Genomic DNA, 26,337 nt, shown 5'->3' with positions numbered 1-26,337 from the left:
GCTATATTGACGTTATAATAAACGAAGAGATTTAAAGGGGTGGCTATTACATGATCGGCTCGCGTATACAGCAGCTTAGAATAGACAAAGGCCTTTCTCTTTCTGATTTAGCTGAACGCGCTGGTGTCGCCAAGTCTTATCTGAGCTCAATCGAGCGCGGCATTCAGCGAAATCCTTCTATTCAATTTCTTGAGAAAATCGCACTAGTATTAAATGTGACGGTAGACACATTGCTTCAGGAAAAAGATAATCCTTCAAGCGAGAATGTTGATGAAGAATGGTACAAGCTGATCGAAGAGGCTATGAAATCCGGGGTAAGTAAAGAACAGTTTCGGGAGTTTTTGGAGTACAATAAATGGCGGTTAAATCGACATAAATAACATTGTTGCCAGCACTGATATAGTGGTGGCTTATTATTTTTGCATTAATTTAAAACAAAAGTCACAAATACTAGATTTACATATGAAACTGAATTAAGTATCATTTCTGATATAAGCTTTTTACCTATCTTTTTCCAACCATTTTTTGGGTATTTTATTTGTTTTTACAAAAGGAGGGTAAAAGGGGAACTAACATGAAAACCACTCCGTCTCCTAAAGATCTCCTGGATAAGGAATGGATCGATTTAATCCTTACAGCACGAAAAATGGGATTAAGCATTGAGGAAATTCGTTTTTTTCTCGTGAACTCTCCTCTCTCTTTTGATGAGGAGAAAAGTGATTACTTCGAAGCATAGTGTAAACAGCCATTATCCATTACGCTACACTTTCATAAATGATAGGACTTCCATCAGGGGTCGTCCCGATCGAGAAACAAAGAAAAGCACAGGCTTATTAGGCCTGTGCTTTTTCTATTTGCATACTTTTTTTCGCGATATAGTCTGTCTCATAATATTGTAGATCATTACGCATCGGTTCGAACACTCTCGATAAGGACAAGGTCAACTGCTGCAACTCAGGGACTACCTGCTTACGAAAAATGATACAGTCCTGACCCGTATAGGCCAACCGCCCATCTTCTTCGTAAACCTCACCTTTTGGATAGTAGAAGTTATTTATACAGGTATGGTATACCTGATACAATACTTCCTCGGCAAACTCCTCATGAAATCGTGCGCGCCGGAGGGATACTCCCAGCCTTTCGTATGCATTTTCGCAGTAAACCAAAAGGTGGCGCAAGTCGGAAAGATAGTAACGGTAATACGTTTCAAATTCTTCAGGATCGCCTGACGCGGATACAAGACCTGCTAGGGTAACCTGATTCAAAAAACGTTCCACTTCCATGCTGACCTTTTTCAACTTGGTGTACGTCTCCTCGCACAATTGCTTTAGATGAGTCGCTGACATAAAGTCCCCCTAATGTTGAAGAATCTGCCTTTTTTATAATAAGTATAAAGGAAAGATTATTTATTACACAAGGGTTATTTTTATACAGCCAAATTGCATAGCAAGATGATAGGGAGCATCGTATAAGCATAAATAAGGCTACGCCAAAGCTTCAACGTAGCCAATTCATTCTATTTATTACAATTTATACCGCCGTTCGCTCACTAACTTTTCCCTTAATTTTCCTTATCTGCAACAAATAAATGACATAGGCTGCGAACAACCCGATGAGTGTCATGAAGCCGAGAACAACAAAGTCGTTCATGACAGCCGACAGACCATGTCCCTTCGTCAAGATTTCTCTGACACCATTCAAGAAATACGTCAGCGGCAAAGATTTTGCAATCGCGACAATTCCAGTCGGCATCGACATGAGTGGCCAAGTATAGCCAGATAACATGAACGAAGGTACTGCAATCATCATCCCGATCTGAGTAGCTTGGAGCTGGCTGCTGGACACAAAGGAGATGGCATAACCAATAGCCAACACCGCCAAGTTAAACATAGTAGCCAGTAGCATCAGGTCGAACGTGCTTCCGTAATAAGGGATATCAAAACCTTTTAACATCAGTGTAAACGCCAGGAACATATTGAGAGTCCCTGCCAGAAAGTACGGCAACAATTTGCTCGCCGTGATCGCGAAGAAGCTATGGCGAGAGAGTGTATCCTTCCAGGTACCTTCTTCTTTTTGTTGGGCAACCGACAATACGATTCCGAGGAACAGCACTTGCTGAAGCACTGTACCTGCAAGTCCGAATACCATGAAGGACAGATAGCTGAAGGTCGGATTATACAACACTCTGTATCGATAGTCGATACCCGTAAACATGTTTTTCCCTTCTTCTCCCCAGCCGCCAAGTGCTTCCATCTTCTTCAGCGTGGTTCCTGCTGAAACTGACTTAATCGCTGTACTCGCTGCTCGAACTGCCGTATTCGAAATCATGATGTTACTGCCATCGATAACAGTCAGTACCTCTGCCTCTCTCCCAGCCTTCACATCCTTTTCTAATCCAGCTGGAATGATCAGGGCGATATTTGCTTCGCCCTTGTCAACCAATTTCATTGCTTCTTCTTCTGTTCCTACAATGGACGTGATCCGAAATGTATGATCGACCTCAAAGGCACGATAGAGCTCACGACTTAATTCGGTTTGATCGGCATCCACCATCACCGTAGGGATCTCCATCACTTTTTTCTCACTGTACAGAAAGCCGAACATTGTCAGATAAATCAAAGGAACGAGGAAGAGAATATTACGAATGGTTTTGTTTGCAAAAAGATTTTTCCATTCGCTCCAGAACAGGTGAGAGAAACTATTCACCATTACCAGCTCCTTCAAGTTGCCACTCAACCGTCAGGCCTGGACGCAATTCCGGATCGGACACCAGCAGCTTCACCTGGAAGGAACGAATGTCTCGATCACCGAGTTCTTGTGTCGCTTTTTTTACGGCAAAGTCAGCAGCAGGAGCTACAGTAACCACTTTGGCGTCTACTTCTCTGTTCAGGGCTGGGACAAACAATTTCACTTGATCGCCTGTTTTCACATTCGCGAGCATGTATTCATTCACATAAAATTTGACATAGTTGTCTGATTTTGTTTGGATCGTCAAAACGGTGAAGCCTTGCGAAACCAGCTCTCCCTTTTGAACAGCAACTGATTTTACAATACCGTCTACTGGAGCTGTCAGTTTGGTGTTGTTCACATAGGCTTCCATTTCTGCCAGGGCACCTTTTGCCTGCATGACGTTCGCTTCTGCGGATTTAACGTCCAACTCCTTCAAGCCTACTTGACCTCTCCCTGCTACTGCTTGGTTGTATGCAGCTTTTGCTTGATCCAGTTGTGCTTGTGCAGCATCGACCTGCTCTTTGCGCGATCCAGTTTGAGCCATTTTCAACTGCTCTTCTGCTGCTTTAAACTCCGCTTGCGCCTTATCTGCTTGCATCTGCGCCTCTTCCACTTTCACTAGTGGAACGGCACCTTCCGCCATTAATTTTTTCATTCGTTCCAAATTCGTTCCAGCAATTTGATTCGAAGTTTGTGCTGCTTGTAATTTCGCTTTGAGCTGCGTAATTTCTTCTGAACGCGCTCCATTTTTATTCGCGTCAAGCTGTGCTTGCGCCGAGTTGACTGCTGCTTTCGCTTGGTCGACTTGGGCATTGCTGGAGTTATCCGTCACGGATACTCCTTTTTTCGCCTGATCAAGTTTGACGAGGGAGAGCTTATAAGCAGCTTCCGCCTGTTCTTTCTTCGCAAGGATTTCCGCGCTGCTTAGCGTGGCAACTACTTGCCCTGCTTTTACTTCGTCTCCTTCTTTTAGTGAGAGCTGTTCGATGGAACCACCCATTTTAAAAGAGAGGTCTACCTCAGTTCCCTCGATTACACCTGCTAATTTCGTTGTATTCTTGCCAGCCATGCTACTCACATTTGAACCAAACAATACGGTTCCAAGTACTGCAATACTGACTACAAAGCTACCTACACCGATCCATGCACGTTTGTTCATCTGTCTTCTCCTCTTGTTTTACGTTTCTCTAGACGTTATTTGGTTTGAAACATTCCTGAAAGCATGTAACGAAGCGTCTGTTTATCTGCGGCACTGTTCACTGGCTCTTTGCGAAATTGTTTGCGAAGCACGGTAAAGCCAACCATGCCAAACAACGAAGAAGCGAGTGTGCGAATATCGATATCTGCCCGGATATACCCTTGCTTCTGCAGTTCCAGCAGGTGTGATTCCATCGTACTGAAATAGCCACCTAACAGATTGCCAACCATCCTGTCGCGCTGTCCATCTCCTGAGAACGCACTCAGCAACAGGAAGCACAAGTCTTGATTCTCGGAAAAGAAGCGAAGATGCTCATCCAGCACATTCAGAATGCGATCCTCCAAGGAAAGCTCTTCATTTTGCATCACATTATCTACATGGTAAATCAGCATCTTCACGCCTTTTTCTATCACGTACAAAAACAGTTCTTCCTTTGTGGAAAAGTGATAATAGAGTGTTCCTTTTGCCACCTGCGCCATTTCCGCGATTGCATCCATGGTCGTTTCGCTATATCCCAATTGGGCAAATGCGGTTAAAGCTCCATTCGCAATTTGATCTTTTTTGGATGGTGCCATCACTCCTGTCCCCTTTCGATTTTTTGAACTGACTGGTCAGTACAAAGATTATATTACGAATACTTCCTAGTTTTGTCAAGCGGCCATTACTTCTATGTACAAAAAAAGATCGCTTTGTGGGCGATCTTTTACTTCTCTATAATTTGTAGGTATGTCTCCATGGTTGCAGGCATCGGCGCGACACCGAGGTTCTCCCTCAGTTTTGCTACACATTTTTCATACCAGCGGATTGCTTGTGTCCGATTATTTTGCTGATCATACGCAGTCATAAGTAAGCGGTACGACTCCTCCCAGCAATCGTCCACCCGCAGAATCGCCTCACACCAGCGGATTGTTTTTTCCAATTGCCCATCCTCTAGCATGTTTTTGGCTAACCTCTCTGCTCCGCGTAAAAACAGCGCCTGCACTCTCTCACGCTCTTCTACACACCAATCCTCATAACGACATTCCGGCATGTAATCGCCCAAGTAATACGCAAGCCCTTTTTCCAAAAGGATGGCGCCCTGACGCCGATCTGATTCTGCCAAGCCCAGGGTAACAAGCTTCTCGAACTCTTCAGCGTCCATATGGTAGCCCGATGCCAGATTGAAACCGTAAGAGCTTCCATGCCGTTGAATGAAAAATGTGTCTGTTCTGGCGGCACGATCTGGCTCGAGGGCTTTATTCAATGCATTCAGCGACACTTTAAAATCGCGAATTGCCGCTTCCTCGATACTGTCTGGCCAAAGTCGGTTCATGATTTCTTCACGGGCTAACAAATGATGTCTCTTCGTCAATAAAAGCTGAAACAACAGCTTGGCTGTCCCACGCTGCCATGCCTTTTCGCTCAGTTCCCGCTCTCCCAGCCATACACGGAATGCGCCCAGCGTCTGAATACGAAGAGTATAGCCGGGGTGGAATGTCACATTTTGCAAGCCCAAATCATTTAACAGCTGAGAGACGTAATCCGGCGATACCTTTCGGCGCTCTGCCTCAATCAGAATCGGCATAAGCTGCTGTACATCATGTGGTGTAAGCAGGGTAGGTCGCTGCAAAAGGAATTGATATTCACCGGACTTCATCAAGGACAGGGCTTGCGTCACCGCAGGTATAAACAAATCCCATTGTTTTTTACGATAAGCCAAGAAGCTCAGCCACAATTGACAAATGACGACACTGTAGCTATCCCCGCAATGACTAAGTCGGTCGGCACAATCGATAAAGGTAGCCCATGCTTCCTCTTCTTTACCATACTTGGCATATGCAATTCCAATCGCCATCCGTACCAGGCTGCCTAACCAGTCGTCGCGCATTGCCTCTGTCTCTTGTATTCCCCTGTTGCCATACAAAAGGGCTTGGTCGAGTGCCTTTTCTCTTGCGTGAAGCAAGGTTAGTCCCAGTAGCGTTTCTGACTTTCCGCGTGTTGACTGGAGCTCCTCCATGATTTGCAAACCTTTTTCATAAAGCTGGCGAATCTCATCCGTAGGCAATGTTTGACTGAGGAGGGCCGCATGGGCTTTTCGAACATAGCCATTTGCCTCCACAAAAGGTGAATGCGCTGCACGTCCGAGTTGTATGGCAGTTTCTGCAGATTCCCACCCCCGCTCCCATTCGCCATTCAATGCATACACAAAAGATAACAACAAAGAGGTTTCCCGATACGATCTAGTCAGCGGAGGATGCTTCCCTTGTTCTACCTGCCACTTACTCTCCAAGAGTTGAATGGAGGACTGCAACCGGCCAGTACGGAACAACAGGCGCGATTCCAACTCAACCTCCGTCTGCTGCTCTAACTCCTGACTCCGTTCATACCAAGCTGCCGCCTGTTTGGCATCCCCGCGATTCGTATAAATTTCTGCCAGCAAGCGGTATAGCCTCGGTGCCATTTCATTCTCTTGTTCAAATGGGGGCAAAAGTTGAATCGCCCTCTTAAGTAGTTCTTCTGCCCGGACGCCTTGTACGCTGTCGAGATGAACGCGTGCTTGCCCTTCCAGCCCGCGGCACAAACCGATTTGATCTTGTTTTTGTTCACATTGATTCAAAAATTGCTCATAAGAAGAAAATGCCTTGGCATATAGACATCGATAACGCTCTACTTCGCCCTGATAAAACAACAACCAATGCTGTTCGCTCTTGATGTGCTCAGGTAGCAGTGTTATCCACTCATATAAGAAGTCCAGCTTTCCTGCTTGCAGCAATCTTTCCGATGCTTGGCACAGCCATTCACCCAGCACCCCCCACTGCTCGACGAGTCGCAACCGCCCAAAAGCTTTTGCCTCGTCTCCTCTACGTCTGTACCATCCTGCGGCCTTTTGATTGACATGCATGTACGTCTCTTGATTCGCAGCTAGCTTGCTAGACAGGAGACGCTGGAAAAGCGGATGAAAGGAATAATGAGATCCTGCTTGGACATGAAGAAAAAGATTGCAACGCTGTGCTTCCAACAGGTGCTCCATGCATCCTTCCCCGAGTATTTGCTTGCAGTCCTCCAGGTCGAATTGTTCGAGAACCGCTGCCTCCATCAAGAAGCGCTGCATACGTGCATCTAGCTGTGTCCAGACTTCCATTTCCAGCAAATGCAGCAATCGAGATAACTCACGCAGACTGTCAGAAACCGTCTGCCCCCTCGTTACCATTTCACCAAAAGTTCGCAGTGCCATCACCCAGCCTTGCGCCACCTCTTCCACGCGGCCCCAATCGTCTTCGGACAGCGTGATATCGTATTGATCTGAATAAAAGGCCTCACTCTCCTCCAACGTAAAAGAAAGGTCATTTGTTGTAAGTTCCAGACACTCTCCTCTTGCGGATAACAAGTCGAGATTGGACCACTTCGGTCTAGAGCGCGTTAAGATAACTAGCTTGACCTTTTGTGGGAGAGCCTCGGCTAACCGTTGAATAAATCGATCGACGTCATTACCATCACCAATTCGTTGGTAATGGTCCAAAACAAGTATGTGGTCCGCCTGGAGCTGTACACATTCCCCGACGAACCAGTCCACCAGTACTTTGCTGTCTATGGAGGGCACCGGACTTTGCTCTGTGATACGTATGAGGTGCTCTCGCAATACCTGTCCAAAATCAGGATGAATCTGACGAACGCTTTCGACGAGACAGGTGACAAACCCAAGAAGGGTATCGTCCCCATCCTGGATGGTATACCAGGACGCAGCCAGTGCTTCATCATGAAGAAATGTAGCCAAAGAAGTCGTTTTACCATAACCTGTCCCTGCATGAATGAGACAAAGCTGCGTATATTTCAACAGGCGTAATTTTTTCGCCAATGCAGGTCGCCGTAAGACATATGGCTTCTGTCCTGGAGGAGTTATTTTGGATATAGGGATGTGGATTGGAATCATAAAATGTGCACTCCTTGCCGTTCTCCTGCTCTTCTTTGACTATTTCCCCATTTCTCACTATTCTCCTGCCGCGAAACCCTTAATCGACAAAAAGCCCACCCGGGAGTCCAGGTGGCGCTCTTTCAATCCACTAAATTATATCCAATGACTGTATATCCAATATCATTTAACAGGACTTGAAATTCTTCGTCACTGATGTGCTCTCCGTTCGTAATTCGTGAATGCAAATCTGCGATTCGGTCATAAACAGCGCGATTGGTAGTCACGTACAAAATGTTGAAGCGTGTTTCTGCCTGCAAGCGTGACCTCATCCGATCGACAACACGTCTATGCAGCGAATCTGGATGTCCATTATCGACTCGCACAATTTTTCCAGGCGTATAAGGGATCGACGGCCGCGGATTGACTTCATCAGGCTTTGGTGTATCCACTGGAAGCACACCTACCATCAAGTTATCCTTGTACGCTAGCACCTTGATATCCGCTACACCGGGCAGCTTTTCCGCATGCCCTTCCAAGTGCGTCACGAGCTGCGGCTCTCGCTGATGAACCATCTTTTGGCTAATCATGGCTGCCGGGCCTTTATCCCTAGCGACATTATCGTTCTGGAAGTTAATCCCGAGAGGTTCAAATTTGGCCTTATTTCCGTTCTGATCTTCGGTGCCCTGTTCTTTGTTCGGCGAACACCCTGTCAGCAAGCCGGCAAACAGGAGCACAGCAATGATACTCCCACTCATTCGTCTCACAACAAAAACACCTCCTTGCACTTAGTGTGATGTGCAGGAGGTGTTCTTACTCAGAAATCAGATGGCTTAATCAATGGAAATAAATTCGCCTTCAAATGTATCTTGTTTACCGTCTTTTTCAGCTTTTAAAGTAAAGGAGCGAATGCCATCATCAGTGTCAACTCTGAATTTAAAGGTCCCATCCGCATTTACTTCCACTTCATGGGTTTCATCTTCCATCACTACTATTACACTGGATTTAGGGCCTACCTTTCCAGTAATTCGATATAAGCCAATTGAGGCGATATTGGTTCTCTTGGCCTCAATACTGTCTTCATCAATCAAGGCTACTTGTTCATCAGTTTTTTTCTCATCCGTTGCTGGCTTCGCCGGATCTTTTGGCTTCTCCTGTTGTCCAACTTGGTTGCCGTTCACATTATCCGCAATCAATACGGTTTGTGTTTTCGGATCCCACTCCACCTTGTAGCTCAGAGCTTCCGCGATGAAACGAACAGGTACTACAGTACGCTTGTTCACAATCTGTGCAGGTACATCGAGGTTGATGGTTTGTCCATTTTTGTTGGCAATTTTTTGAGTAACGACCAATCTGATATTATCTTTCCCTTTGTTGATGGTAACCGTACGGGTTTGTTCATTCCATTTCACTTCAAATCCAAGACTCTCTGCAATCGGACGAATCGGAACCAGTGTACGCCCCTGGCTGATAATAGGTGCTTGGTCAGGAAACGCAATTTGTTTTTTATTGTACTCCACTTTAACAGCATTCTGTACTGCTTTAGGTGCTACAGGTGCAGCCCCTGCAGAAAACGCTGCCATTGGTACTAAGGCGATAGCTAGCAGTAATGAGGTTACTTTTTTTAGCAAAACATTCACTCCATTTCCCAAAAAGGTTCACACGATTCTTAATCTACTATAGGATAGAGGCTGTTTCAAGAACTTCCTACAATCTCCCTTTCAAAAGATCATTCTTTCCTAGTAGCGCCCCTCCAACCCGTTACTTTTTCCTCCTCCTTTTGACCTAATTTCAAATTGTTACAAAAATGCAACCATCTTGCTTTCCAAAAACGTTACAATAGACAAGAAGCGACAGTATTTTATCTTGAAAGAGGCAATGAATGATGAACAAATTTCTCCCTTTCCTCATCCTGGCACTAATCTTAACTTTAATTCCTCCAGTAGGAAGCTCCGCCAATACGACTGCCATCCAATTGGGAAGTGATGTACTGTTCAATCAGTTCCACCATCTTATTGAAGGCAAAAAAGTCGGGTTGATTACGAATCAAACAGGTCTGAACAGTCAAATGGTTAGCACGATCGACATATTACGACGTGATCGCTCTGTCCATTTAACCGCTCTCTATGCACCTGAACATGGCCTCGACGGAAAAACGGTCGCAGGAAAACAAGTAACGAGCTTTGTTCATCCCGTCTACGCTATACCGGTCTACGGCTTGTCTGGATCAACTCGCAAGCCGACACCAGAAATGCTGAAAGACATTGATATCCTTCTCGTCGATTTGCAAGACATCGGATCGAGAACCTACACATACATATCTACCTTGCAATACACCATGATAGCTGCAAAAGAACAAGGAAAAGAAGTGATGGTACTGGATCGACCGAATCCTCTCGGCGGAACAATTGTCGAGGGTCCTGTAGTTGAACTGCCTTACCGCTCCTTTATCGGAGTGGATACCATCCCGCTTGCACATGGTATGACCATCGGAGAGCTGGCCTTGTTTTTCAACCGTACCATCGGTGTAGATCTTACCGTTATTCCGATGCAAGGATACACACGCAACATGATTTATCAACAGACAGGTCTGGCCTGGATTCCGAGTTCTCCGCACATCCCTAACTTGACCTCGGTTTTCGGGTATATGGCAACTGGTTTGGGTGAGGGTACTCCCATTCGTCAAGGCGACCATTTCACCTGGATCGGGGCAGAAGGTCTAGATTCGCATAAGTACGCCGATTTGTTAAATGGAAGTCTTTTGCCTGGCGTCATCTTTATTCCTGAGAATAAAGGAACTGCTGGAGGCGTACGCCTTCAGATCAACGATCTACATCAGTTTAACCCGGCAAAAACAGGGATTTACGCGCTGGCTTTTGCCAAGCAATTGCAGCCATTCCCTATGCCAAAAAGTACGAGTATGCAAATCTCCATGTTCGACAAGGTAATGGGTACCAACAAAATCGGTCTGCTTCTCGAACAAGGCAAATCCCCGCAGGAGATTGTTTCTTCCTACGAAGCGGATCTTAAGAAATTTGTAGAGCTGCGGAAAAAATATTTGATCTATGGCGATGAACCGATTATCCCGATGCAGCCGTTTCAACAAAAGCAACCCAAAAAACCAGAACAACCAAAGCAACCAGAACAACCGAAACCATCCAAGCCAGAGACACCGACTCCTGCGCAGCCTGGCAATAATAATGGAACGACCAATCAAACCAAGAAGCCTGAACCAGCTACAAAACCGATCCCTCAGACACCGAAGTCTTCCGAGAAGATCGCTTATTTAACCTTTGACGATGGACCCTCTACTGTAACTCCACGCATTTTGGATACGCTGAAAACGCATCAGGTCAAAGCCACCTTTTTTATTGTAGGCCGTGAGGTAGCTGGTCATGAGGCCATTCTCAAAAGGATTGTAGCCGAAGGACATGCGTTGGGAGGACATTCGTATTCCCATAATTATCAGCTTGTTTACAAAAACATGGAGAGCTTTTTTGCAGACGTGGAAAAAGGCAGTCAAATGATTGAAAAAGCAACCGGCGTAAAACCAGCCGTTTTCCGCTATCCAGGTGGCAGCACGAATACCGTCAGCTTAAAATATCAGGATCCCAAACGTTATAACAAGCAGCATACAGTCATGCATGCGATCAAAGCAGAGGCGAAAGAACGTGGGTACACGTTTATCGACTGGAATGTAACAAACGGCGATGCAAGAAGCAACAAATACACAGCCGCTCAAACACTAGCCAATATAAAGCAGCAAGTAAAGTCACAAAAAGAAATCGTCGTCTTGATGCATGATTCCAGCACCAAGTCGCCAACGGCTGAAGCTCTCCCCGAAATCATTTCGTACTTGAAAGAAAAAGGCTATCGTTTTGAAGTTATTCAAGCCGATCGTCCGACTGTTTCCAACGTAAAATAATCACAGCAGCAAAAAACCCGCTCCGTCACAGAGCGGGTTTTTCTGCGCTTTGGATCTTGCGAGTGGTTAAGTCGTCAGCGTTTCGTATCGGAGGCGCAGCTCCCTTTTCAAAATTTTGCCGCTAGGGTTTCTGGGAAGATTGTCAGCAATCACTACATATTTGGGTGCTTTGAAGGAGGAAAGACGATCTTTGCAAAAAGCAAGCATTTCGTCAGCAGTCAGTAACTCACCTGCTTTTGGTACAACGACAGCCGTCACTGCTTCGATCCAGTAGGGATGGGGAACTCCGATCACTGCGACCTCAGACACTTTCGGATGTTGATAAATAAGCTCCTCAACCTCCCTGCTTGCTACGTTCTCTCCCCCCGATTTAATCATATCCTTTTTCCGATCAACGACCGTGATATAGCCTTCGTCATCCATGATGCCCAAATCCCCACTGTGAAACCACCCTCCCTGGAAGGCAGCCTGTGTCTTTTCCTCATCTCGGAAATACCCCAGCATCGCATGACTGGTCCTGTGAACAATTTCACCAACACTTCCACGAGGGACTTCTTTTCCATCATCATCGACGATTTTCGTTTCCACATTTAACGCTGGCTTGCCTGCAGAGCCTGCTTTTCTCATCTGATCCTTCGGTGGCAAAACAGTTGCTAATGGCGCCACTTCCGTCTGTCCGTAAAAATTGTAAAACTGTGCGTTCGGGAGGCGTTGACCCAGCTCTTTTAACACTTCTACGGGCATGATGGCTGCACCATAGTAGCATTTTTGCAAAGAACTCAAATTACGCGCGGCAAAATCGGGAGAACGCAGTAAAGCAATCCACACGGTTGGCGGGCAAAACAACTGAGTAGCCTTGTACGCCTCTACCGTCTGCAGCATCAACGAAGGGGTTGCCTGTTCCAAAATAATTCCGCTCCCCCCTAGGTACACGTACGGTCCCAAAAAGCAATGAAGCTGCGCACTATGGAACAAGGGAAGTGCGTGAACAGCCACATCATCCTGCGTCATCCCGCCTTCGATAATCGTGCTGACATATTCGGAGATAATGCTTTTATGAGTGAGCATAACGCCCTTTGGCTTTGATTCCGTTCCGCTGGTATACAAAATCTGTGCAACATCTTCGTCCGCTATATCAACTTCAGGCTCATGGTCGTCTGCCGCTTCAATCAACGTGCGAAAAGGCAACCATTCCCCTGTTTGTGCTGTAGGTTTGGACATGAGGGAAAGCAGCTTGGGGGAAATTCCAGCTAATTGGAGTCCGTCTTGAGCAAGCTGCAGGAATTCTGGTGCTACAAAGCACGCACTCACTTCCGCATGACCCAAAATATAGGCGACATCTTCCTTATTCAACATGAAGTTGATCGGCACCATGATGACGCCTGCTTTCGCTAACCCAAAGTTCAAAATCGCAAAATCCATTGAGTTGCGTGACAGTACTGCTACCCGCTCCCCTTTTTGCAAGCCTTTGGAAAGCAGTGTATGAGCCGTCTTGTTTGCAAGCTGATCAAGCTGCGTGTAGGTCAATACTTCTTCCTCAAAGTACAGGGCAGGCTTATCAGGGTTTCGTCCACGACTTCTTCGCAAAATATCGCCAAGTGCATTTCTACGAACCCTTTGCGCTTCGAGCATGCAAATTCCCCCATCACTTATAGTCTCATCTCCATTATATAATAGTTTTCTTTATTTTCTGATATTTTTGCAAAAAAGAAACGACAACTAACTCTCAAAGCTCTCGACCATAAAAAAGACCCCAGCTTCTCAACTGGAGTCGGTTCATTTGTATTTATGGCGGAGGGAGCAGGATTCGAACCCGCGTGAGCTTGCACTCTAACGGTTTTCAAGACCGCCCCGTTATGACCACTTCGGTATCCCTCCGTATTTCAACAATACTTACTATATCACAGCTCTACTATTTTTTGCAAGAGCCATTTACCCATTTCCTTTATCGCTTGATGGCAACGAATTTCAATTCCGTCATTTCTTCTATCGCGTATTTGACCCCTTCCCTACCAAGTCCGCTTTCCTTTACGCCACCGTATGGCATATGATCCACGCGAAAAGTCGGAATATCATTCACTATCACACCGCCCACACGCAGCTCTTCTGCCGCTTCCAGAGCCAACGACAGATTGTTGGTATAGACACCAGCCTGTAATCCATAGCGTGAATCGTTGACAAACGTAATGCCTTGCCGGACGGACTCCACTGGATTGATCAGAACAACAGGTCCGAACACTTCCTGACAAGATACTTTTGCATCTGCCGGAACACCCGTCAACACCGTAGGTTGGAGCATCCGATCCACGATCTGCCCCCCACACTCCAGACGTGCTCCCTGCTGGAGCGCCTCATGAATCCACTCCATCGCACGTTCTGTTTCGCGCGGATTGATCATGGCGGAATAGTCCGCGTCCTCAGAGAGCGAATCACCACCGCGAAGTGCGCGTGTTTGTTCAACAAAATGGTGGACGAATTCTTGATAGATTTCTTTAACCACATAAATTCTTTGCACAGAGATACATACCTGCCCAGAATAGGCGAAGGCGCCAAAAACGCATCGAGGTATCACTTCATTCAGCTGCACATCACGATCAACGATCACTGCCGAATTCGATCCCAGCTCGAGCGTGACTCTTTTCATACCCGCTCGATTGCGTATATCCAGCCCAACACTTGGGCTCCCTGTAAACGACACAGCCCTAACTCTCGGGTCAGACACAATTTTATCACCAATACTCGCACCACTGCCTGTGATCACATTGAGGGCCCCTGCAGGCACACCAGCTTGCTCTGCGAGCTCTGCCAGAAACAATGCGCTAAGCGGTGTCTGCGATGCTGGCTTGAGAACAACGGTATTGCCAGCAGCGAGAGCAGGTCCGACCTTATGGGCGACGAGATTCATGGGAAAGTTAAAGGGTGTAATGGCCCCGATGACTCCCAGTGGTTCACGCACAGTATAAGCCAAACGTCCCTCTCCCCCGATAGCTGCATCGAGTGGTACGATTTCTCCGTGGAGACGTTTGGCTTCCTCTGCCGCAAACTTATACGTCTGAATGGTTCGAATCACTTCACCGCGGGCTGTTTTGATTGGTTTTCCCGCTTCTATTGCGATGATCCGCGCCGCTTCCTCCAAACGTTCATTCATTAAAATCGAGATTTTTTCAAGCAGGAAAGCGCGTTGATAGGCAGGAAGGCGCCGCATGACGGCTGTCGCTTCGTGGGCCGCAGCAATTGCTTTTTCAACCAATGATGAGTCTGCTTGCGAAATTTGTGCAATCTCTTGACCCGTACATGGAGCGAGTAGCGGTGCATGAACAGTGGCTGCCACCCACTCTCCCCCGATAAAGCACGCTTTTTTCATTGGTATCCCCACTCTCATTGATTGGAGTTCACCTTCCAAACATTCTCTCTCATACGCATGCCTTCCTGTCTTGATTTTGAAATATTTGGATATCCTTTTACTCTTTCACACTTTCAGCTACACCGCACCATTCCAGTAACGTAAGCGCAAAGATCTCAGCACAACGGAATACCTCATCCAAAACAATATATTCATTCGGGTAGTGTGCAACCTGTGTGACACCAGGTCCGACAACAATCGCTGGCGTATTGGCCAAAGCAGTCAACAAACCGCCATCTGTTCCCCAAGGCGATGCTTCCACAATGGCACGATCTCCTGTCACAGCTTCAAACTGCGCTTGCAGAATATCCATCAATGGATGATCTAGCTCCACTGCTCCCGGGACCCAGCGAGCACCAAACCACTCCAGCTCGACGGGCTGTTCTGCAAACCACGGGTCGACCTCTGCCAGCTTTTTGAGTGCTGCTGCCATTTCTGCTTTGGCATCGTCCATCTGCTCTCCTGGGGCAACCCCCATCCTTCCTTCCAGCTTGACGAGATCAGCTACAGACGAAGGCCACTTGCCACCCTCAATCACCCCAAGATTAATCGGGATGGGAATAGGCAGCTTGGCGTAGAGAGGATCGTCGAGTCGATCATTACGCTCTTTTTCCAATTGTCCAATTGCTTGAACGACGTGCATGCTCTTTTCGATGGCGCTGACTCCCTCGTAGCGGGTCCCTCCGTGAGCAGAACGTCCTTTGACGGTCAATCTGAACCACATGGAGCCTTGCTGCTTCGGGAAAATTTTCATATTGGTCGGCTCTGGAATCAGGGCAGCATCCGCTTTGTACCCGCGAATGATTGTCGCTAATGTGCCTGCCCCACCACTTTCTTCTTCTACGACGCTCTGAAAAATGACGTCTCCTTTCAGTTGCACACCCAACTTCTGTAGAACCTGGATCGCCAACAGTGAAGATAAATTTCCACCCTTCATGTCTGTTGCTCCGCGTCCGTAAAGCTTTCCGTCCTCAACCTTCCCGCTAAACGGATCATCGCTCCACTGTGCCAGATCGCCCGCGGGTACTACATCCACGTGTCCGTTTAGAATGATGGAACGACCATTTCCTTGCCCCTTCCACACACCGACGACATTCGGGCTGCCTTCAAACATTGTGCGCGGGGAGACAAAATACGGGTGTGACACCAGCTCTTCGCCTTCCATAACCCATAAGTCAACGTCCAGCCCCATCTGCCCCAAAAGCTCTGCAATGCTTTGCTGGATGGATTGCTCTTCTCCTTGTACACTCGGGCTTTTTACCCATTGCTGTAGCAGTTGAACAGCAGCCTCGCGATCTTTTTCCAATTGCTCCCGTATAAGCACCTGCCAGTTTGCCATGTTTTTCCCCCGTTCCATGGTTTTTGTCTTTGCTTAGCGGAAAACGCCAACCTCTCCGTCCATTTTGAGCTCGGCTTCCGTTGCTCCAATCACGTCAGCGACACTGTATGGATACATGACTTCTCGCAGATACAACCCATCTGGCATGACCTCCATGACTGCCATGTCTGTGATGATCAAATCCGCTGCTTTTGTCGCGGTTAACGGCAGTGAGCATTCGCGAACGATTTTTGAACGTCCGTTTTTATCCAGATGCGTGGTTACAACCATGACTTTCTTGGCCTTTTGTGCCAGTTCCATAGCTCCTCCCATGCCTGGGACACGTTTGCCTGGAACAATCCAGTTGGCAATGTCACCATTTTGGCTTACTTCCAGGACTCCTAAAATCGTCATGTCCAATAGCCCACGGCGGATGATGGCAAAAGCAGTCGCACTGTCAAAAAAGGATGCCCCTGTGGCCAGCGTGACAGGAAAACCGCCCGCATTGCAAAGCATGGCGTTCTCCTCGCCTTTCTCAGGGCTTGGTCCTGTACCGAGAATGCCGTTCTCCGCGTGAAACATGACCCGTTTGTCAGCTGGGATAAAATCCGCAACCAATGTTGGGATGCCGATTCCCAGATTAATAATCATGCCGTCTTCTACTTCCAATGCTGCGCGGCGGGCAATTCGTTCACGATAGCTCTCGGTTTCTTTTACTTCTCCCATGCCCATTGCCAGTTCACCCCTTCACTTTGGACGATAAAGTTCACGAAAACGCCCGGGGTGACGATTTCTTCCGGGTCGATCATGCCTACCTCTACAATCTCATCCGCTTCCACGATAGTAATGTCGCCCGCCATCGCCACTAACGGATTGAAATTACGTGCACTTGTATCAAACACCAAATTGCCAAAGCGATCCGCTTTTTTTGCATGTACGATAGCCACTTCGGCAGTGAGCGGTGTCTCCAATAGATATTCCTTTCCATCCAGAACGACCTTCTGCTTCCCTTTTTCCGCGATCGTCCCGATACCGACATCTGATAGAATGCCTCCCAGACCGACTCCACCTGCCCGTACACGCTCTGCAAGTATCCCCTGCGGGCAGAACTCTACTTCCAGCTCTCCAGCCGTCATTTGGGCCCCTGCGTTCGGATTTGAGCCAATGTGTGAAGCAATGACTTTTTTAACGCGCTTTTCGGTCACCAGTTTGCCAATTCCGATATGCGGGAATGCAGTATCGTTACTGATCAGCGTCAGATCACGCACGCCCCTATCCAAAATCCCCTGAATCAACGTAGGCGGGTTGCCTACCCCACCGAATCCCCCTGCCAGCAGCGTCATCCCATCGCGAAAATGGGTGAGCGCTTCGGACAGGGAGACGACCTTTTCAAATCGGTTTGTCATCCTTGTTCCTCCTTCTCTATCCGATCAGTGCCTTGTCTTGGAGCTCTTGCTGAACAGCTACCACCGCTTCTTTCAGCAGAGATATCAGCTCATCAATTTGCTCCGTAGTAATGGTCAGTGGAGGTGAGATGATGACAGCGTCTCCTGCTACCCCTTCGATTCCGCCCATTGCCGGATAAATAAGCAAGCCTTTTTCAAATGCTTTTTCAATGACCTTCCCGCCAACACCTTGAGAAAGTGCAAACGGCTCTTTTGTCTGCTTGTTTTTCACAAATTCCAGCGCACACAGCATGCCAAGACCACGTGCATCTCCGATCAACGGGAGCTCGTTAGCCAGTTCTTTTAGGCGGGCAAGCAAATAGGCACCTTGTTCTGCTGCTTTGTCGACTAGTTGATGCTTCTCCACATAGTCGAGGACAGCCAGAGAAACAGCAGCAGATTGTGGATTCGCGCTATACGTATGTCCTGCCATAATCGAGCCGCTGCCTTTCGTAATAGTCTCAATAATTTCGTCTGATACAATCGTAGCCGCCATAGGCGTGTAACCGGCACTCATGCCTTTGCCCAATGCCATCAGGTCAGGTATGACGCCCCAATGGTCGATCCCGAACGCTTTCCCCGTGCGACCTACCCCTGTCATCACTTCGTCTGCGATAAACAGAACCTCATACTTGTCGCAAATCTCGCGAATGCGTTGGAAGTAACCATCTGGTGGCACGACCGCTCCACCAGAAGCCCCGATGACAGGCTCTGCGATGAAAGCGGCTACCTGCTCAGGTCCGACGCGCAAAATTGCGGTCTCCAGTTCGTTTGCACACGCAAGCGCATACGATTCGAGGGACATGTCTTCTGGCTTGCGATACGGGTATGGTCCTGTGATCGCCGGATAGTCAGCCAGCAATGAGGTGAACCGCTTTCTGCGCAAGACGTGTCCAGACATCGAAAGTGCACCCATTGTAATCCCGTGATAGCTCATCCAGCGGGAGATAATCCGATTTTTCGTTGGTCTTCCTTTTTCCTGCCAGTACTGAATCGCGATTTTTTGTGCCGTCTCTGTTGCTTCCGAACCGCTGCTGACAAAAAACGTCCAGTTCAGTGAGCCTGGTGCCCACTCAGCCAGCTTTGCAGCCAGTTTCTCTACGGCATCGCTGCTAAAATGCGAGCGGTATACGAAGGAAACCTCCTTGGCTTGCGAATACATCGCCTCAGCCACTTCTTCTACGCCGTGTCCAATGCTTGCCGTCACCGCTCCACTTGAACCGTCGATGTAACGATTCCCCTCTTTATCGTAAAGATAGATGCCTTTTCCGTGAGAAATAACCGGATACTCTTTGCCCAATTCAGGCTTGATTACATAGCTTTTCGTCATTTTCGTCGCCACCTCGCTTATTCTCTACCTCTATCCTAGCTGACCAGCGCGCAAGAGCCATCCTACGTGCTGGCAAAAAAACATGGAAAAGAGACAAAATCTTTTGTACATTTTGTATAAGAAAACCTTACCGAGGCTTTGGAGGAGATACCTGATGACCATCACGATAAGAGAAGCGCTGCAACTGCCGGACATGGTTCACACCAGGCTGATCGCAGGAGCAGGCGGACTGGACAATCCGATTCGTTGGGTGACCATTGTCGAGGTGCTGGAGGATACGAGTCGCTTGCAGGAAGGCGAATTTTTGATTACAACCGGCTTTGGGCTGGCTGAACATACAGAAAAGCTCGCTTCTTTTATTCCTTCGTTGGCGAAGCAAAAGCTGAGTGGCGTTGCGATTCATACGGGCTTTTATTTACGGGAAATTCCCGAGACGTTTTTGACTTTGGCGGATCACTATCAGCTTCCATTGATTGAAATTCCCACGGAGATTAACTTTTCTACCATAACCAAAGCTATCTTGCAGCCGATCATGAATCGGCAATTTGAGACGCTGGCCTATTCCTCAGCGATTCATAACCGAATGATTGACGCTGCCCTGTCCAAGGGAGGCCTTCCCGCCATCGCTGGCGAGCTCGCTGCACTTACGGGAGGAGTCGTGTCGCTCGTTGATGCATTAGGCTTTGAAGTCACACAGCATGGCAGTTCGGAAGCACTGCCGCAGGATCAGTCCCAGGAAATCGCGCATCGTGTACCGATTCGCGCCAATCGCGAGCATTTTGGCACATTGACCTTAACGAAGCCCGAGCATTCCTGGAAAGAGCTCGATGACGTCGCTCTACAGCATGCCTCTACCTTATGTGCACTCGAATATGTAAAGGAAAGGGCGGTAGCCGCAACGGAATGGCGGTTAAAAGGGGATTTTGTGGAGGAGCTGCTGAACGGGCAGCAGATGACCCATACGGAGCTAGAGAGCCGTTGTCGCATGCTGGGGTATCCGCTTGCTGGACATCATCTCTGTGTCGCTGTTCGCGTAGAGGTGGCCGATCAGGAGATGCTCGGCGACATGCATCAAAGTGTCATTACGTTGATGCGGAGGCTTAGCGACCGTCATCAGCGCTCTTATTTGCTTCGCGAACGACCACATTGCCTCTTGTTTATTTTGCCGGATGATCAGACGAGCCTGCGCTTGTTGGAACAACTCACTTCCCGCTGGAGAGGACTGCACCCTTCACTTGACCTACAGATCGCCTTGAGCAATCCCTGTGAGCAATTGCCAAACGTCGTCAGTGCCTCCGAAGAAGCGATGTTTGCTCTGCAAGCGTACCCGTTGTTGGCCCAATCCCCGCAAATTTTGCGATACCGGGATATGCACGGCTATCAGTTTTTGTTTCCGTACCATCGTGAAAAAGAAAGCTTGCTCCGCCTGTGGAACCCATTGCTGGAACCATTGATTCGCTATGATACGAAATACAATCAACAGCTTCTCGAAACACTTGAAGTGTATTTGGCCCAGAATGGAAACGGTCTACAGACCTCGCAAGCCTTGTATATCCATCGACATACGCTCAAGTACCGGTTGACCCAGATTGAAGAAAAAACAGGCTACCGCCTGGAGGATGCTCATCAACGCTGGCAGCTTCAGTTGGCCCTGATGGCCCGTCGTCTGCAACAGCAGTTGTATCCTACAAACAGGTAGCCTGTTATTCCCTCGTCGGGCGAAGTGGCTTTACCCATATATTCATGTCTTCATAACCTGAAAAGATCGTACAATTGTTAATCAGCCGTCCGCGGTATGCATAGCCCATTTTGGCAGCCGTCACATTCATTCCTGCAGATTGTGCCCGGGTCAAGGTGTACAAAAAGTAAATCCCCGCCTCCTCCATCCTTTGCTCTAGGGCGATAAACAGCGGTTGGAGGAGACCTTTCCCCGCGTGATCTGGATGGGTCGCGCAATCCGTCATTTCCGCTGAACCAAATCGTTCGGATACTTCAGCTGACGCGGCACATGCAATCTTGCCTTCAAATTCAACGACATAGTAGATGGTGCCTTCTTGCATGGTTTTGCGAATGTAGGACGGATCGTTCATCGGTGTAGGATACGTCGCGAATACCAATCCGTACAAACACGCCAATTCCTTCGTGTCTGCCTCCGTTGCTTCACGCAGGTGGTATCCCTCGGGTAATGTTTTCTCTATCGTACCCCCCGCTCGTGACAGGCTCAGTGTAAGAATTTCCTCAGCAAGTTTTGCTGCATCAGAGGTAGCCCGCTCTTTTGTCAGATAGCAGGTGAGCATCTGTGCGTTTTCCCCTTGAAAAAAACCATCAATGGTTCCCTCTAGCTCGTAACCCAGGGATTTCCATTGCGGAACATCTTGTTTCTTCCCGTACACAATGACTTTTGTTGCCTCTGACTCTTCGGCCAGCTCCTTCAAGACCCGATCCCACTGCTCAATTTGTGATGGTTCATACACATGCAGCTTTACCCGGCGATTTTGTCGATCAATGATCAGGTCGCCAGCGTCCTGTGCGCCTACAACATTTATCACGGTCTTCATCCTCCCCTACAGTACTACTCCTCTCATTGTAGCAAAACAAGCAAGGCCGTCATCTGCCAATCTGTATAAAAAAGCGTTCCTCATGCACAAAAAAACATAAGGTGGGCATTCTGTTGGGTCATATTTACTCGTTCTTCATACCATGAAAGTAGGTGCTTCATGTGCGAGAAGGAGGGTGTTTTTTGTGAGCTGCAATAACAATTTTGCCCTGATCCTTGTCCTCTTTGTCCTTTTGGTCATCGTACTCGTCGTAATCGGATAGACTTCTGGAGATGCCTCTCATGTCGGGTCGTATCGAGGGGCCTTTCACATATCATGGTAATAGGGCATCACACGCTTGAGAAGGGAGGAAGCCCTCGTGCCCCCACTTATCTATGCACATCGTGGCGCTTCCGGCCTATTTCCGGAAAATACGATGGAATCGTTTCAAGCAGCCGTCCGACGAAAAGCCAATGGGATCGAATTGGACGTCCAGCTCAGCAGTGATAATAAGCTGGTTGTCCTTCATGACCATAGCCTGGAACGCACGACCAATGGTTCTGGATTGGTGCGAAATCACACATTGCGTGAACTGCGTCAGTTACGTGCGGATAAAGACTCGTCTATGCGAATGCCAAAAGCTCAAATCCCAACCTTGCAGGAGGTATTCCAGACGCTTGTCGACACGCCGCTGCGCTTCATCATCGAGATGAAAAACTTCTTCCTGGATCAACCCCTTTTAGAAGATCTCGTCATCGAACAAATCAGGCGTTATCAGTTAACGGAGAGAACCATCATTTCAACGTTTAACTTCGACAGCCTTTTACGAATCAAGCAATTGGACGCCACTCAAACGACGGGACTTTTATACGTTGGACCACTCGTCAAGCCTTGGGAAGTAGCCAGCAGTTATCGAGCTGATCAATTGCACGTCCCTTTTGATCAATTGACGGAAGACTTGGTCAAACAAGCAAAGGAGCACCATTTTGAAGTATTGAGCTGGACGGTCAACAGTGCTCGGCAAATCCAACGAGCCATTGACTGTGGTGTAGATGGTCTGATCACCAACTACCCGAAGCGTGCGAGAAATCTGATTCGCAATCTATAAAAAAGAAAGGGAGCCGAAAAGGCTCCCTTTTTGTTGCTGCGACATTATGAGCGTGGCACGAAAAACTTTCCTTGCCAGCTATTCCGCGCTTTCAGTTCTGCATCAATGCCATTCAGAACTTCCCACTTTTTGCGACTCCACATCGGTCCAATCAAGAGATCAGGTGGTCCGTCCCCTGTGATTCGATGGACGATCATCTCTGGAGGTAACATTTCCAATGTATCCACAACGAGCTTTGTGTACTCTTCCTGTGACAGAAATTCCAAGAGTCCTGCTTCATATTGCTTCACCATCGGCGTTTTGCGCAGCAGGTGCAACAGATGAATCTTGATCCCCTGCACATCCAGATGTGCCACAGCATCTGCCGTCTGCATCATTTCTTCATGGCTCTCTCCTGGCAATCCGTAGATGATATGAGAGCATACACGGATGTTGTGCTTGCGCAATTTCTCTACAGCATCTACGTAGCATTGATAATCGTGCGCTCGATTAATTAACTGAGCTGTGTGCTCATGGACTGTCTGTAGACCGAGCTCCACCCACAAATATGTGCGCTCATTCAATTCAGCCAAATACTCCACGACGTCGTCTGGCAGGCAGTCAGGACGTGTGGCAATGGACAGTCCGACTACCCCTTCTTGTTGGAGGATGACTTCATACATCTCCCGCAGCTCCTCCACAGGCGCATACGTATTCGTGTACGCTTGGAAGAAGCCCAAATACTTGGCTTGCGGCCATTTCTCGTGCATGCGGTTTTTCACATCATGAAACTGTCTTTCCAGGTCCATTCTGCGGTCACCTGCAAAATCTCCAGATCCTCTCGCGCTGCAGAACGTGCAGCCGCCTGTCGCTACTTTCCCATCCCGATTCGGACAGCTAAAACCGCCATCCAATGGAACCTTGAAAATCTTTTCGTGAAAAGTCCCTCTTAAATGATAATTCCATGTATGGTATCGTTTATCGCCCCACAACAATGGGAAGTCGTTGTTGTGAATATCTGTCGCGAGCTTCATTGCTGTTTTCCTCCTATGGGCACCGCTACGTTTTGCGCTGGTGCCTTAATCCCGTTGGCGAACGCTACTTGCTTGATCACGTCATTATACCAAATTAGGCAACGGTCTCGCTACTTTAAGATAATAGGAAAACCACAGGTGAATATTCCCCCTGTGGTTTTTGCTTGTTTACGTCACTATTGCTGGATCTCCTCGATACGAATCGCGCGTGTGTGAGAGGTGTGACTCCACTCTTGGTTTTTCTTCGTAAAGAACGCGTAAAACATAATCGGAAGCCAGGTCAGGAAAAAGAACGGTAGCAAGAGGAGCCCGAAATACCCCTTCCACGGAACTTTATCCAAATAGAGAGCCAAGATCGGCAACAGGTAGAACACGGCCGTAGAACCGTATACCAGCCACGTTGGCAAGATCGTGGATACCGTTGACAGCGTACCAATATCAAAAAATCTGGCCAGGAACAATACCGACATCATTGTCACCATTAGCACGTACATCGGCTGGAAGAGGTAGAAGGCTGCATCAAGCATTCCCAGCTTTCTCGACTTCAAACCATTAAACAAGACAGCGCGGATGTAGCGTCCTGCCACATCGTAGTGCCCTTGCATCCAGCGCAAACGCTGGCGCATCGACGATTTTAAATCAATCGGTTTTTCATCCCAGACCTTGGTGTCATGTGCCCAAGTCGGGTAAATACCGCGTTCAATACAACGTGTTGCAAATTCCAGGTCTTCCGTAAGACTGGTTGCTCCCCAGCCCATTTCTTTGAGCAGGTTGCTCTCAATGCACAAGCCAGTTCCGCCCAAAGTGTTCGGCAGTCCCAAATTGTGACGAGCCAACTGCCACATACGGTTTGTAAACCAATAGGTAACCGCATAGGACAGCGTAATCCAGGAATCAAACGGGTTCTTGGAGTCGAGGTAGCCTTGAATCACACGCGCCCCTTTGCTGAGACGGTCATTCATTACTTTCAGGAAGTTTTTCTCAACCAAGTTGTCAGCATCAAACATGACGACAGCGTCATACTGCTTAGGTCTTGCCCAGAGGTTCTCCAGCATCCATTCGATGCCGTAGCCTTTCCCACGCTTGGATGTGTCAAAACGCTCACATGCAATTGCACCATGTGCCCGACTAATTTCTGCCGTGTTATCTGTACAGTTGTCGCAAATGACGAAGATGTCGTACATTTCACGTGGATAGTCGAGTTTCTTCAGGTTTTCAATAAGCGGAGCAATTACGGCGCTCTCATTGTGAGCTGCCACAAGCACAGCAAACGTCTTTTGCGGCTCCGTTGTTACTTGCTCTTTTTTGCGGAACAGGCCTGCACAAGAAACCAGTGTTTGGTATGTGCCGATTACGCCCACCGCAGAAGTAAATCCGATGAATAATCCCTCAATGATCTCTCTAATTACACTCATGGGTTCTTCTCCTCGACCTAAACCAGATTGGGTCTGATCTGAATTTAGGTAGTGTTGTTTTTCCAACATTTCTCTATTGTTTTTCTCTCAATTGGCAGTTTACATCAAATGCGATTCATAAGCAATGACCCAAAAGTGGGAAAAAATAAGGCACTGCTATCACCTTTCCCACCTTTTTCTCTTTCTATTCGACAGTGCTTGGCAGTTGGCAGAAAAAAAAGCCCTTGTCGAAAAAGGCTCCGTTTATTTAGAAAAACACAAACACTCGTTTCCATTTCTTCCTGATTGTTTCCGGGATTGGTGCGGTCGGCGAGACTCGAACTCGCACGGGTCGCCCCGCCACCCCCTCAAGATGGTGTGTCTGCCAATTCCACCACGACCGCCTATAAACACTGATTTTACTCGTGTTTTTCTGTTGACACGACGTACGTTTTTGAGTATACACAATCAATTTTCCCAAGTCAATATCGTTTTCGACTGGATGCAGTCCATATTTTTCCTGTCAAACTATCGTTTTTTTGTTTAGTCTTCTATATAGATACGTTTGTCGAAAAAGAAAGTTACATGTCGCAAAAATTTTGAAAGAATGCAAACGCCCCTCTACAAAAATATCATTGTTTCGTCACAATTTCCGAATAGAAAAGGAGCCATATTCTGTGATTTTTTTACATAATTTATGACAAATTAGACAAAATATTTCCAATTGTGGACGAAAGTTTTTAATTATTTTTTTGAAATAGGCCATTTGGCTTATCACTTGTTTCTGTTTGCATCATGAAAGACTCGTTATCTTCTACGAAAAAAACCTCCTGTGGACGCCACAACGTCCTAAGGAGGATAGCTTTTGAAAAGGCGTGGCGTCCCAGGAGAGATTCGAACTCCCGACCGACGGCTTAGAAGGCCGTTGCTCTATCCTGCTGAGCTACTGGGACTAAAATGGAGGGAGTACCCGGATTTGAACCGGGGATAAGGGTTTTGCAGACCCGTGCCTTACCCCTTGGCTATACTCCCATGTTGTAATGGGGC

General features: G+C 47.6%; 22 protein-coding genes and 5 tRNA genes (1 of these 27 only partly in view). 6 read left to right on the top strand and 21 right to left on the bottom strand.

The window, feature by feature from the left end; genetic code table 11:
* The first annotated feature begins 50 nt into the window (after positions 1 to 50).
* Positions 51 to 380, top strand: a complete 330-nt coding sequence (locus ACKKE8_RS11845) for a helix-turn-helix domain-containing protein (RefSeq protein WP_409178322.1) — start codon at positions 51 to 53, stop codon at positions 378 to 380.
* 194 nt (positions 381 to 574) lie between these two features.
* On the top strand, positions 575 to 736 hold the full coding sequence (locus tag ACKKE8_RS11840) for an anti-repressor SinI family protein (RefSeq protein ID WP_088906930.1): 162 nt from the start codon (positions 575 to 577) through the stop codon (positions 734 to 736).
* 97 nt (positions 737 to 833) lie between these two features.
* Here ACKKE8_RS11840 and ACKKE8_RS11835 read toward each other — a convergent pair whose 3' ends face one another.
* The 7 genes from ACKKE8_RS11835 to ACKKE8_RS11805 all read right to left on the bottom strand — a co-directional run bounded on the left by ACKKE8_RS11835 (position 834) and on the right by ACKKE8_RS11805 (position 9,448).
* Positions 834 to 1,346, bottom strand: a complete 513-nt coding sequence (locus ACKKE8_RS11835) for a DUF3907 family protein (RefSeq protein WP_409178321.1) — start codon at positions 1,344 to 1,346, stop codon at positions 834 to 836.
* A gap of 184 nt (positions 1,347 to 1,530) precedes the next feature.
* Positions 1,531 to 2,709: an ABC transporter permease gene (locus ACKKE8_RS11830; protein ID WP_409178320.1), complete on the bottom strand. Its 1,179-nt coding sequence runs from the start codon at positions 2,707 to 2,709 to the stop codon at positions 1,531 to 1,533.
* Positions 2,699 to 3,889: an HlyD family secretion protein gene (locus ACKKE8_RS11825; protein ID WP_409178319.1), complete on the bottom strand. Its 1,191-nt coding sequence runs from the start codon at positions 3,887 to 3,889 to the stop codon at positions 2,699 to 2,701. Before ACKKE8_RS11825 ends, ACKKE8_RS11830 begins: the two co-directional genes overlap by 11 nt.
* A gap of 35 nt (positions 3,890 to 3,924) precedes the next feature.
* On the bottom strand, positions 3,925 to 4,503 hold the full coding sequence (locus ACKKE8_RS11820) for a TetR/AcrR family transcriptional regulator (RefSeq protein ID WP_409178318.1): 579 nt from the start codon (positions 4,501 to 4,503) through the stop codon (positions 3,925 to 3,927).
* Positions 4,504 to 4,631: 128 nt separating this feature from the next.
* Positions 4,632 to 7,838, bottom strand: coding sequence for a BTAD domain-containing putative transcriptional regulator (locus ACKKE8_RS11815; protein ID WP_409178317.1), 3,207 nt, complete (start codon positions 7,836 to 7,838; stop codon positions 4,632 to 4,634).
* Positions 7,839 to 7,960: 122 nt separating this feature from the next.
* Positions 7,961 to 8,575 carry a sporulation protein gene (locus tag ACKKE8_RS11810; RefSeq protein WP_409179105.1) on the bottom strand — a complete coding sequence of 205 codons (615 nt, stop codon included), beginning with the start codon at positions 8,573 to 8,575 and terminating at the stop codon, positions 7,961 to 7,963.
* Positions 8,576 to 8,650: 75 nt separating this feature from the next.
* Entirely contained in the window at positions 8,651 to 9,448 is a 798-nt protein-coding gene (locus ACKKE8_RS11805; protein ID WP_409178316.1) for a copper amine oxidase N-terminal domain-containing protein, read from the bottom strand.
* 254 nt (positions 9,449 to 9,702) lie between these two features.
* On the opposite strand from ACKKE8_RS11805, the gene ACKKE8_RS11800 reads away from it, so the two are divergent.
* A complete protein-coding gene (locus tag ACKKE8_RS11800) occupies positions 9,703 to 11,742 on the top strand; it encodes an exo-beta-N-acetylmuramidase NamZ domain-containing protein (RefSeq protein WP_409179104.1) in 2,040 nt (679 codons plus the stop codon).
* Between the two features lie 66 nt (positions 11,743 to 11,808).
* On the opposite strand, the gene ACKKE8_RS11795 is transcribed toward ACKKE8_RS11800, so the two are convergent.
* The 7 genes from ACKKE8_RS11795 to ACKKE8_RS11765 all read right to left on the bottom strand — a co-directional run bounded on the left by ACKKE8_RS11795 (position 11,809) and on the right by ACKKE8_RS11765 (position 19,238).
* The gene (locus ACKKE8_RS11795; protein ID WP_409178315.1) at positions 11,809 to 13,374 is read right to left on the bottom strand and encodes an acyl-CoA synthetase; all 1,566 of its coding nucleotides are present in this window, start codon (positions 13,372 to 13,374) and stop codon (positions 11,809 to 11,811) included.
* A gap of 157 nt (positions 13,375 to 13,531) precedes the next feature.
* Positions 13,532 to 13,620: transfer RNA gene (locus ACKKE8_RS11790), tRNA-Ser, on the bottom strand.
* 67 nt (positions 13,621 to 13,687) lie between these two features.
* The gene (locus ACKKE8_RS11785) at positions 13,688 to 15,106 is read right to left on the bottom strand and encodes an aldehyde dehydrogenase family protein (RefSeq protein ID WP_409178314.1); all 1,419 of its coding nucleotides are present in this window, start codon (positions 15,104 to 15,106) and stop codon (positions 13,688 to 13,690) included.
* A gap of 97 nt (positions 15,107 to 15,203) precedes the next feature.
* Positions 15,204 to 16,484 carry a peptidase gene (locus ACKKE8_RS11780; protein ID WP_409178313.1) on the bottom strand — a complete coding sequence of 427 codons (1,281 nt, stop codon included), beginning with the start codon at positions 16,482 to 16,484 and terminating at the stop codon, positions 15,204 to 15,206.
* 33 nt (positions 16,485 to 16,517) lie between these two features.
* Positions 16,518 to 17,195 carry a 3-oxoacid CoA-transferase subunit B gene (locus ACKKE8_RS11775; protein ID WP_409178312.1) on the bottom strand — a complete coding sequence of 226 codons (678 nt, stop codon included), beginning with the start codon at positions 17,193 to 17,195 and terminating at the stop codon, positions 16,518 to 16,520.
* A complete protein-coding gene (locus ACKKE8_RS11770; RefSeq protein ID WP_048032315.1) occupies positions 17,177 to 17,869 on the bottom strand; it encodes a 3-oxoacid CoA-transferase subunit A in 693 nt (230 codons plus the stop codon). The genes ACKKE8_RS11775 and ACKKE8_RS11770 overlap by 19 nt, the downstream gene beginning before the upstream one ends.
* Positions 17,870 to 17,885: 16 nt before the next feature.
* Positions 17,886 to 19,238: an aspartate aminotransferase family protein gene (locus ACKKE8_RS11765; RefSeq protein WP_409178311.1), complete on the bottom strand. Its 1,353-nt coding sequence runs from the start codon at positions 19,236 to 19,238 to the stop codon at positions 17,886 to 17,888.
* A 154-nt stretch (positions 19,239 to 19,392) separates the two neighbouring features.
* Between ACKKE8_RS11765 and ACKKE8_RS11760 the strand changes: the two genes are divergently transcribed.
* Positions 19,393 to 20,937, top strand: coding sequence for a PucR family transcriptional regulator (locus ACKKE8_RS11760; RefSeq protein WP_409178310.1), 1,545 nt, complete (start codon positions 19,393 to 19,395; stop codon positions 20,935 to 20,937).
* A 4-nt stretch (positions 20,938 to 20,941) separates the two neighbouring features.
* On the opposite strand, the gene ablB is transcribed toward ACKKE8_RS11760, so the two are convergent.
* On the bottom strand, positions 20,942 to 21,796 hold the full coding sequence (gene ablB / locus ACKKE8_RS11755; RefSeq protein WP_409178309.1) for a putative beta-lysine N-acetyltransferase: 855 nt from the start codon (positions 21,794 to 21,796) through the stop codon (positions 20,942 to 20,944).
* A gap of 142 nt (positions 21,797 to 21,938) precedes the next feature.
* Here ablB and ACKKE8_RS11750 point away from each other — a divergent pair, with 142 nt between their 5' ends.
* Together ACKKE8_RS11750 and ACKKE8_RS11745 are read left to right on the top strand one after the other, a co-directional pair.
* Entirely contained in the window at positions 21,939 to 22,058 is a 120-nt protein-coding gene (locus tag ACKKE8_RS11750) for a YjcZ family sporulation protein (RefSeq protein WP_409178308.1), read from the top strand.
* Positions 22,059 to 22,154: 96 nt separating this feature from the next.
* Positions 22,155 to 22,883, top strand: coding sequence for a glycerophosphodiester phosphodiesterase (locus ACKKE8_RS11745; RefSeq protein WP_409178307.1), 729 nt, complete (start codon positions 22,155 to 22,157; stop codon positions 22,881 to 22,883).
* 44 nt (positions 22,884 to 22,927) lie between these two features.
* Here the strand turns inward: ACKKE8_RS11745 and ACKKE8_RS11740 are convergent, their stop codons facing one another.
* The 6 genes from ACKKE8_RS11740 to ACKKE8_RS11715 all read right to left on the bottom strand — a co-directional run.
* Positions 22,928 to 23,896 carry a TIGR01212 family radical SAM protein gene (locus ACKKE8_RS11740; RefSeq protein WP_409178306.1) on the bottom strand — a complete coding sequence of 323 codons (969 nt, stop codon included), beginning with the start codon at positions 23,894 to 23,896 and terminating at the stop codon, positions 22,928 to 22,930.
* A gap of 176 nt (positions 23,897 to 24,072) precedes the next feature.
* Positions 24,073 to 25,311, bottom strand: a complete 1,239-nt coding sequence (locus ACKKE8_RS11735) for a glycosyltransferase family 2 protein (protein WP_409178305.1) — start codon at positions 25,309 to 25,311, stop codon at positions 24,073 to 24,075.
* Positions 25,312 to 25,609: 298 nt separating this feature from the next.
* Positions 25,610 to 25,694: transfer RNA gene (locus tag ACKKE8_RS11730), tRNA-Leu, on the bottom strand.
* A gap of 472 nt (positions 25,695 to 26,166) precedes the next feature.
* Positions 26,167 to 26,243, bottom strand: a tRNA-Arg gene (locus ACKKE8_RS11725).
* 5 nt (positions 26,244 to 26,248) lie between these two features.
* Positions 26,249 to 26,322: transfer RNA gene (locus tag ACKKE8_RS11720), tRNA-Cys, on the bottom strand.
* Between the two features lie 9 nt (positions 26,323 to 26,331).
* Positions 26,332 to 26,337, bottom strand: a tRNA-His gene (locus tag ACKKE8_RS11715); it runs 70 nt beyond the window's last position.

Origin of the sequence: Brevibacillus fortis, from assembly GCF_046196545.1 — a bacterium.
GTDB classification, from domain to species: Bacteria; Bacillota; Bacilli; order Brevibacillales; family Brevibacillaceae; genus Brevibacillus; species Brevibacillus fortis_A.
Note: the sequence above shows the minus strand (reverse complement) of the source record. Positions and strands in the feature narration are given on the sequence as shown.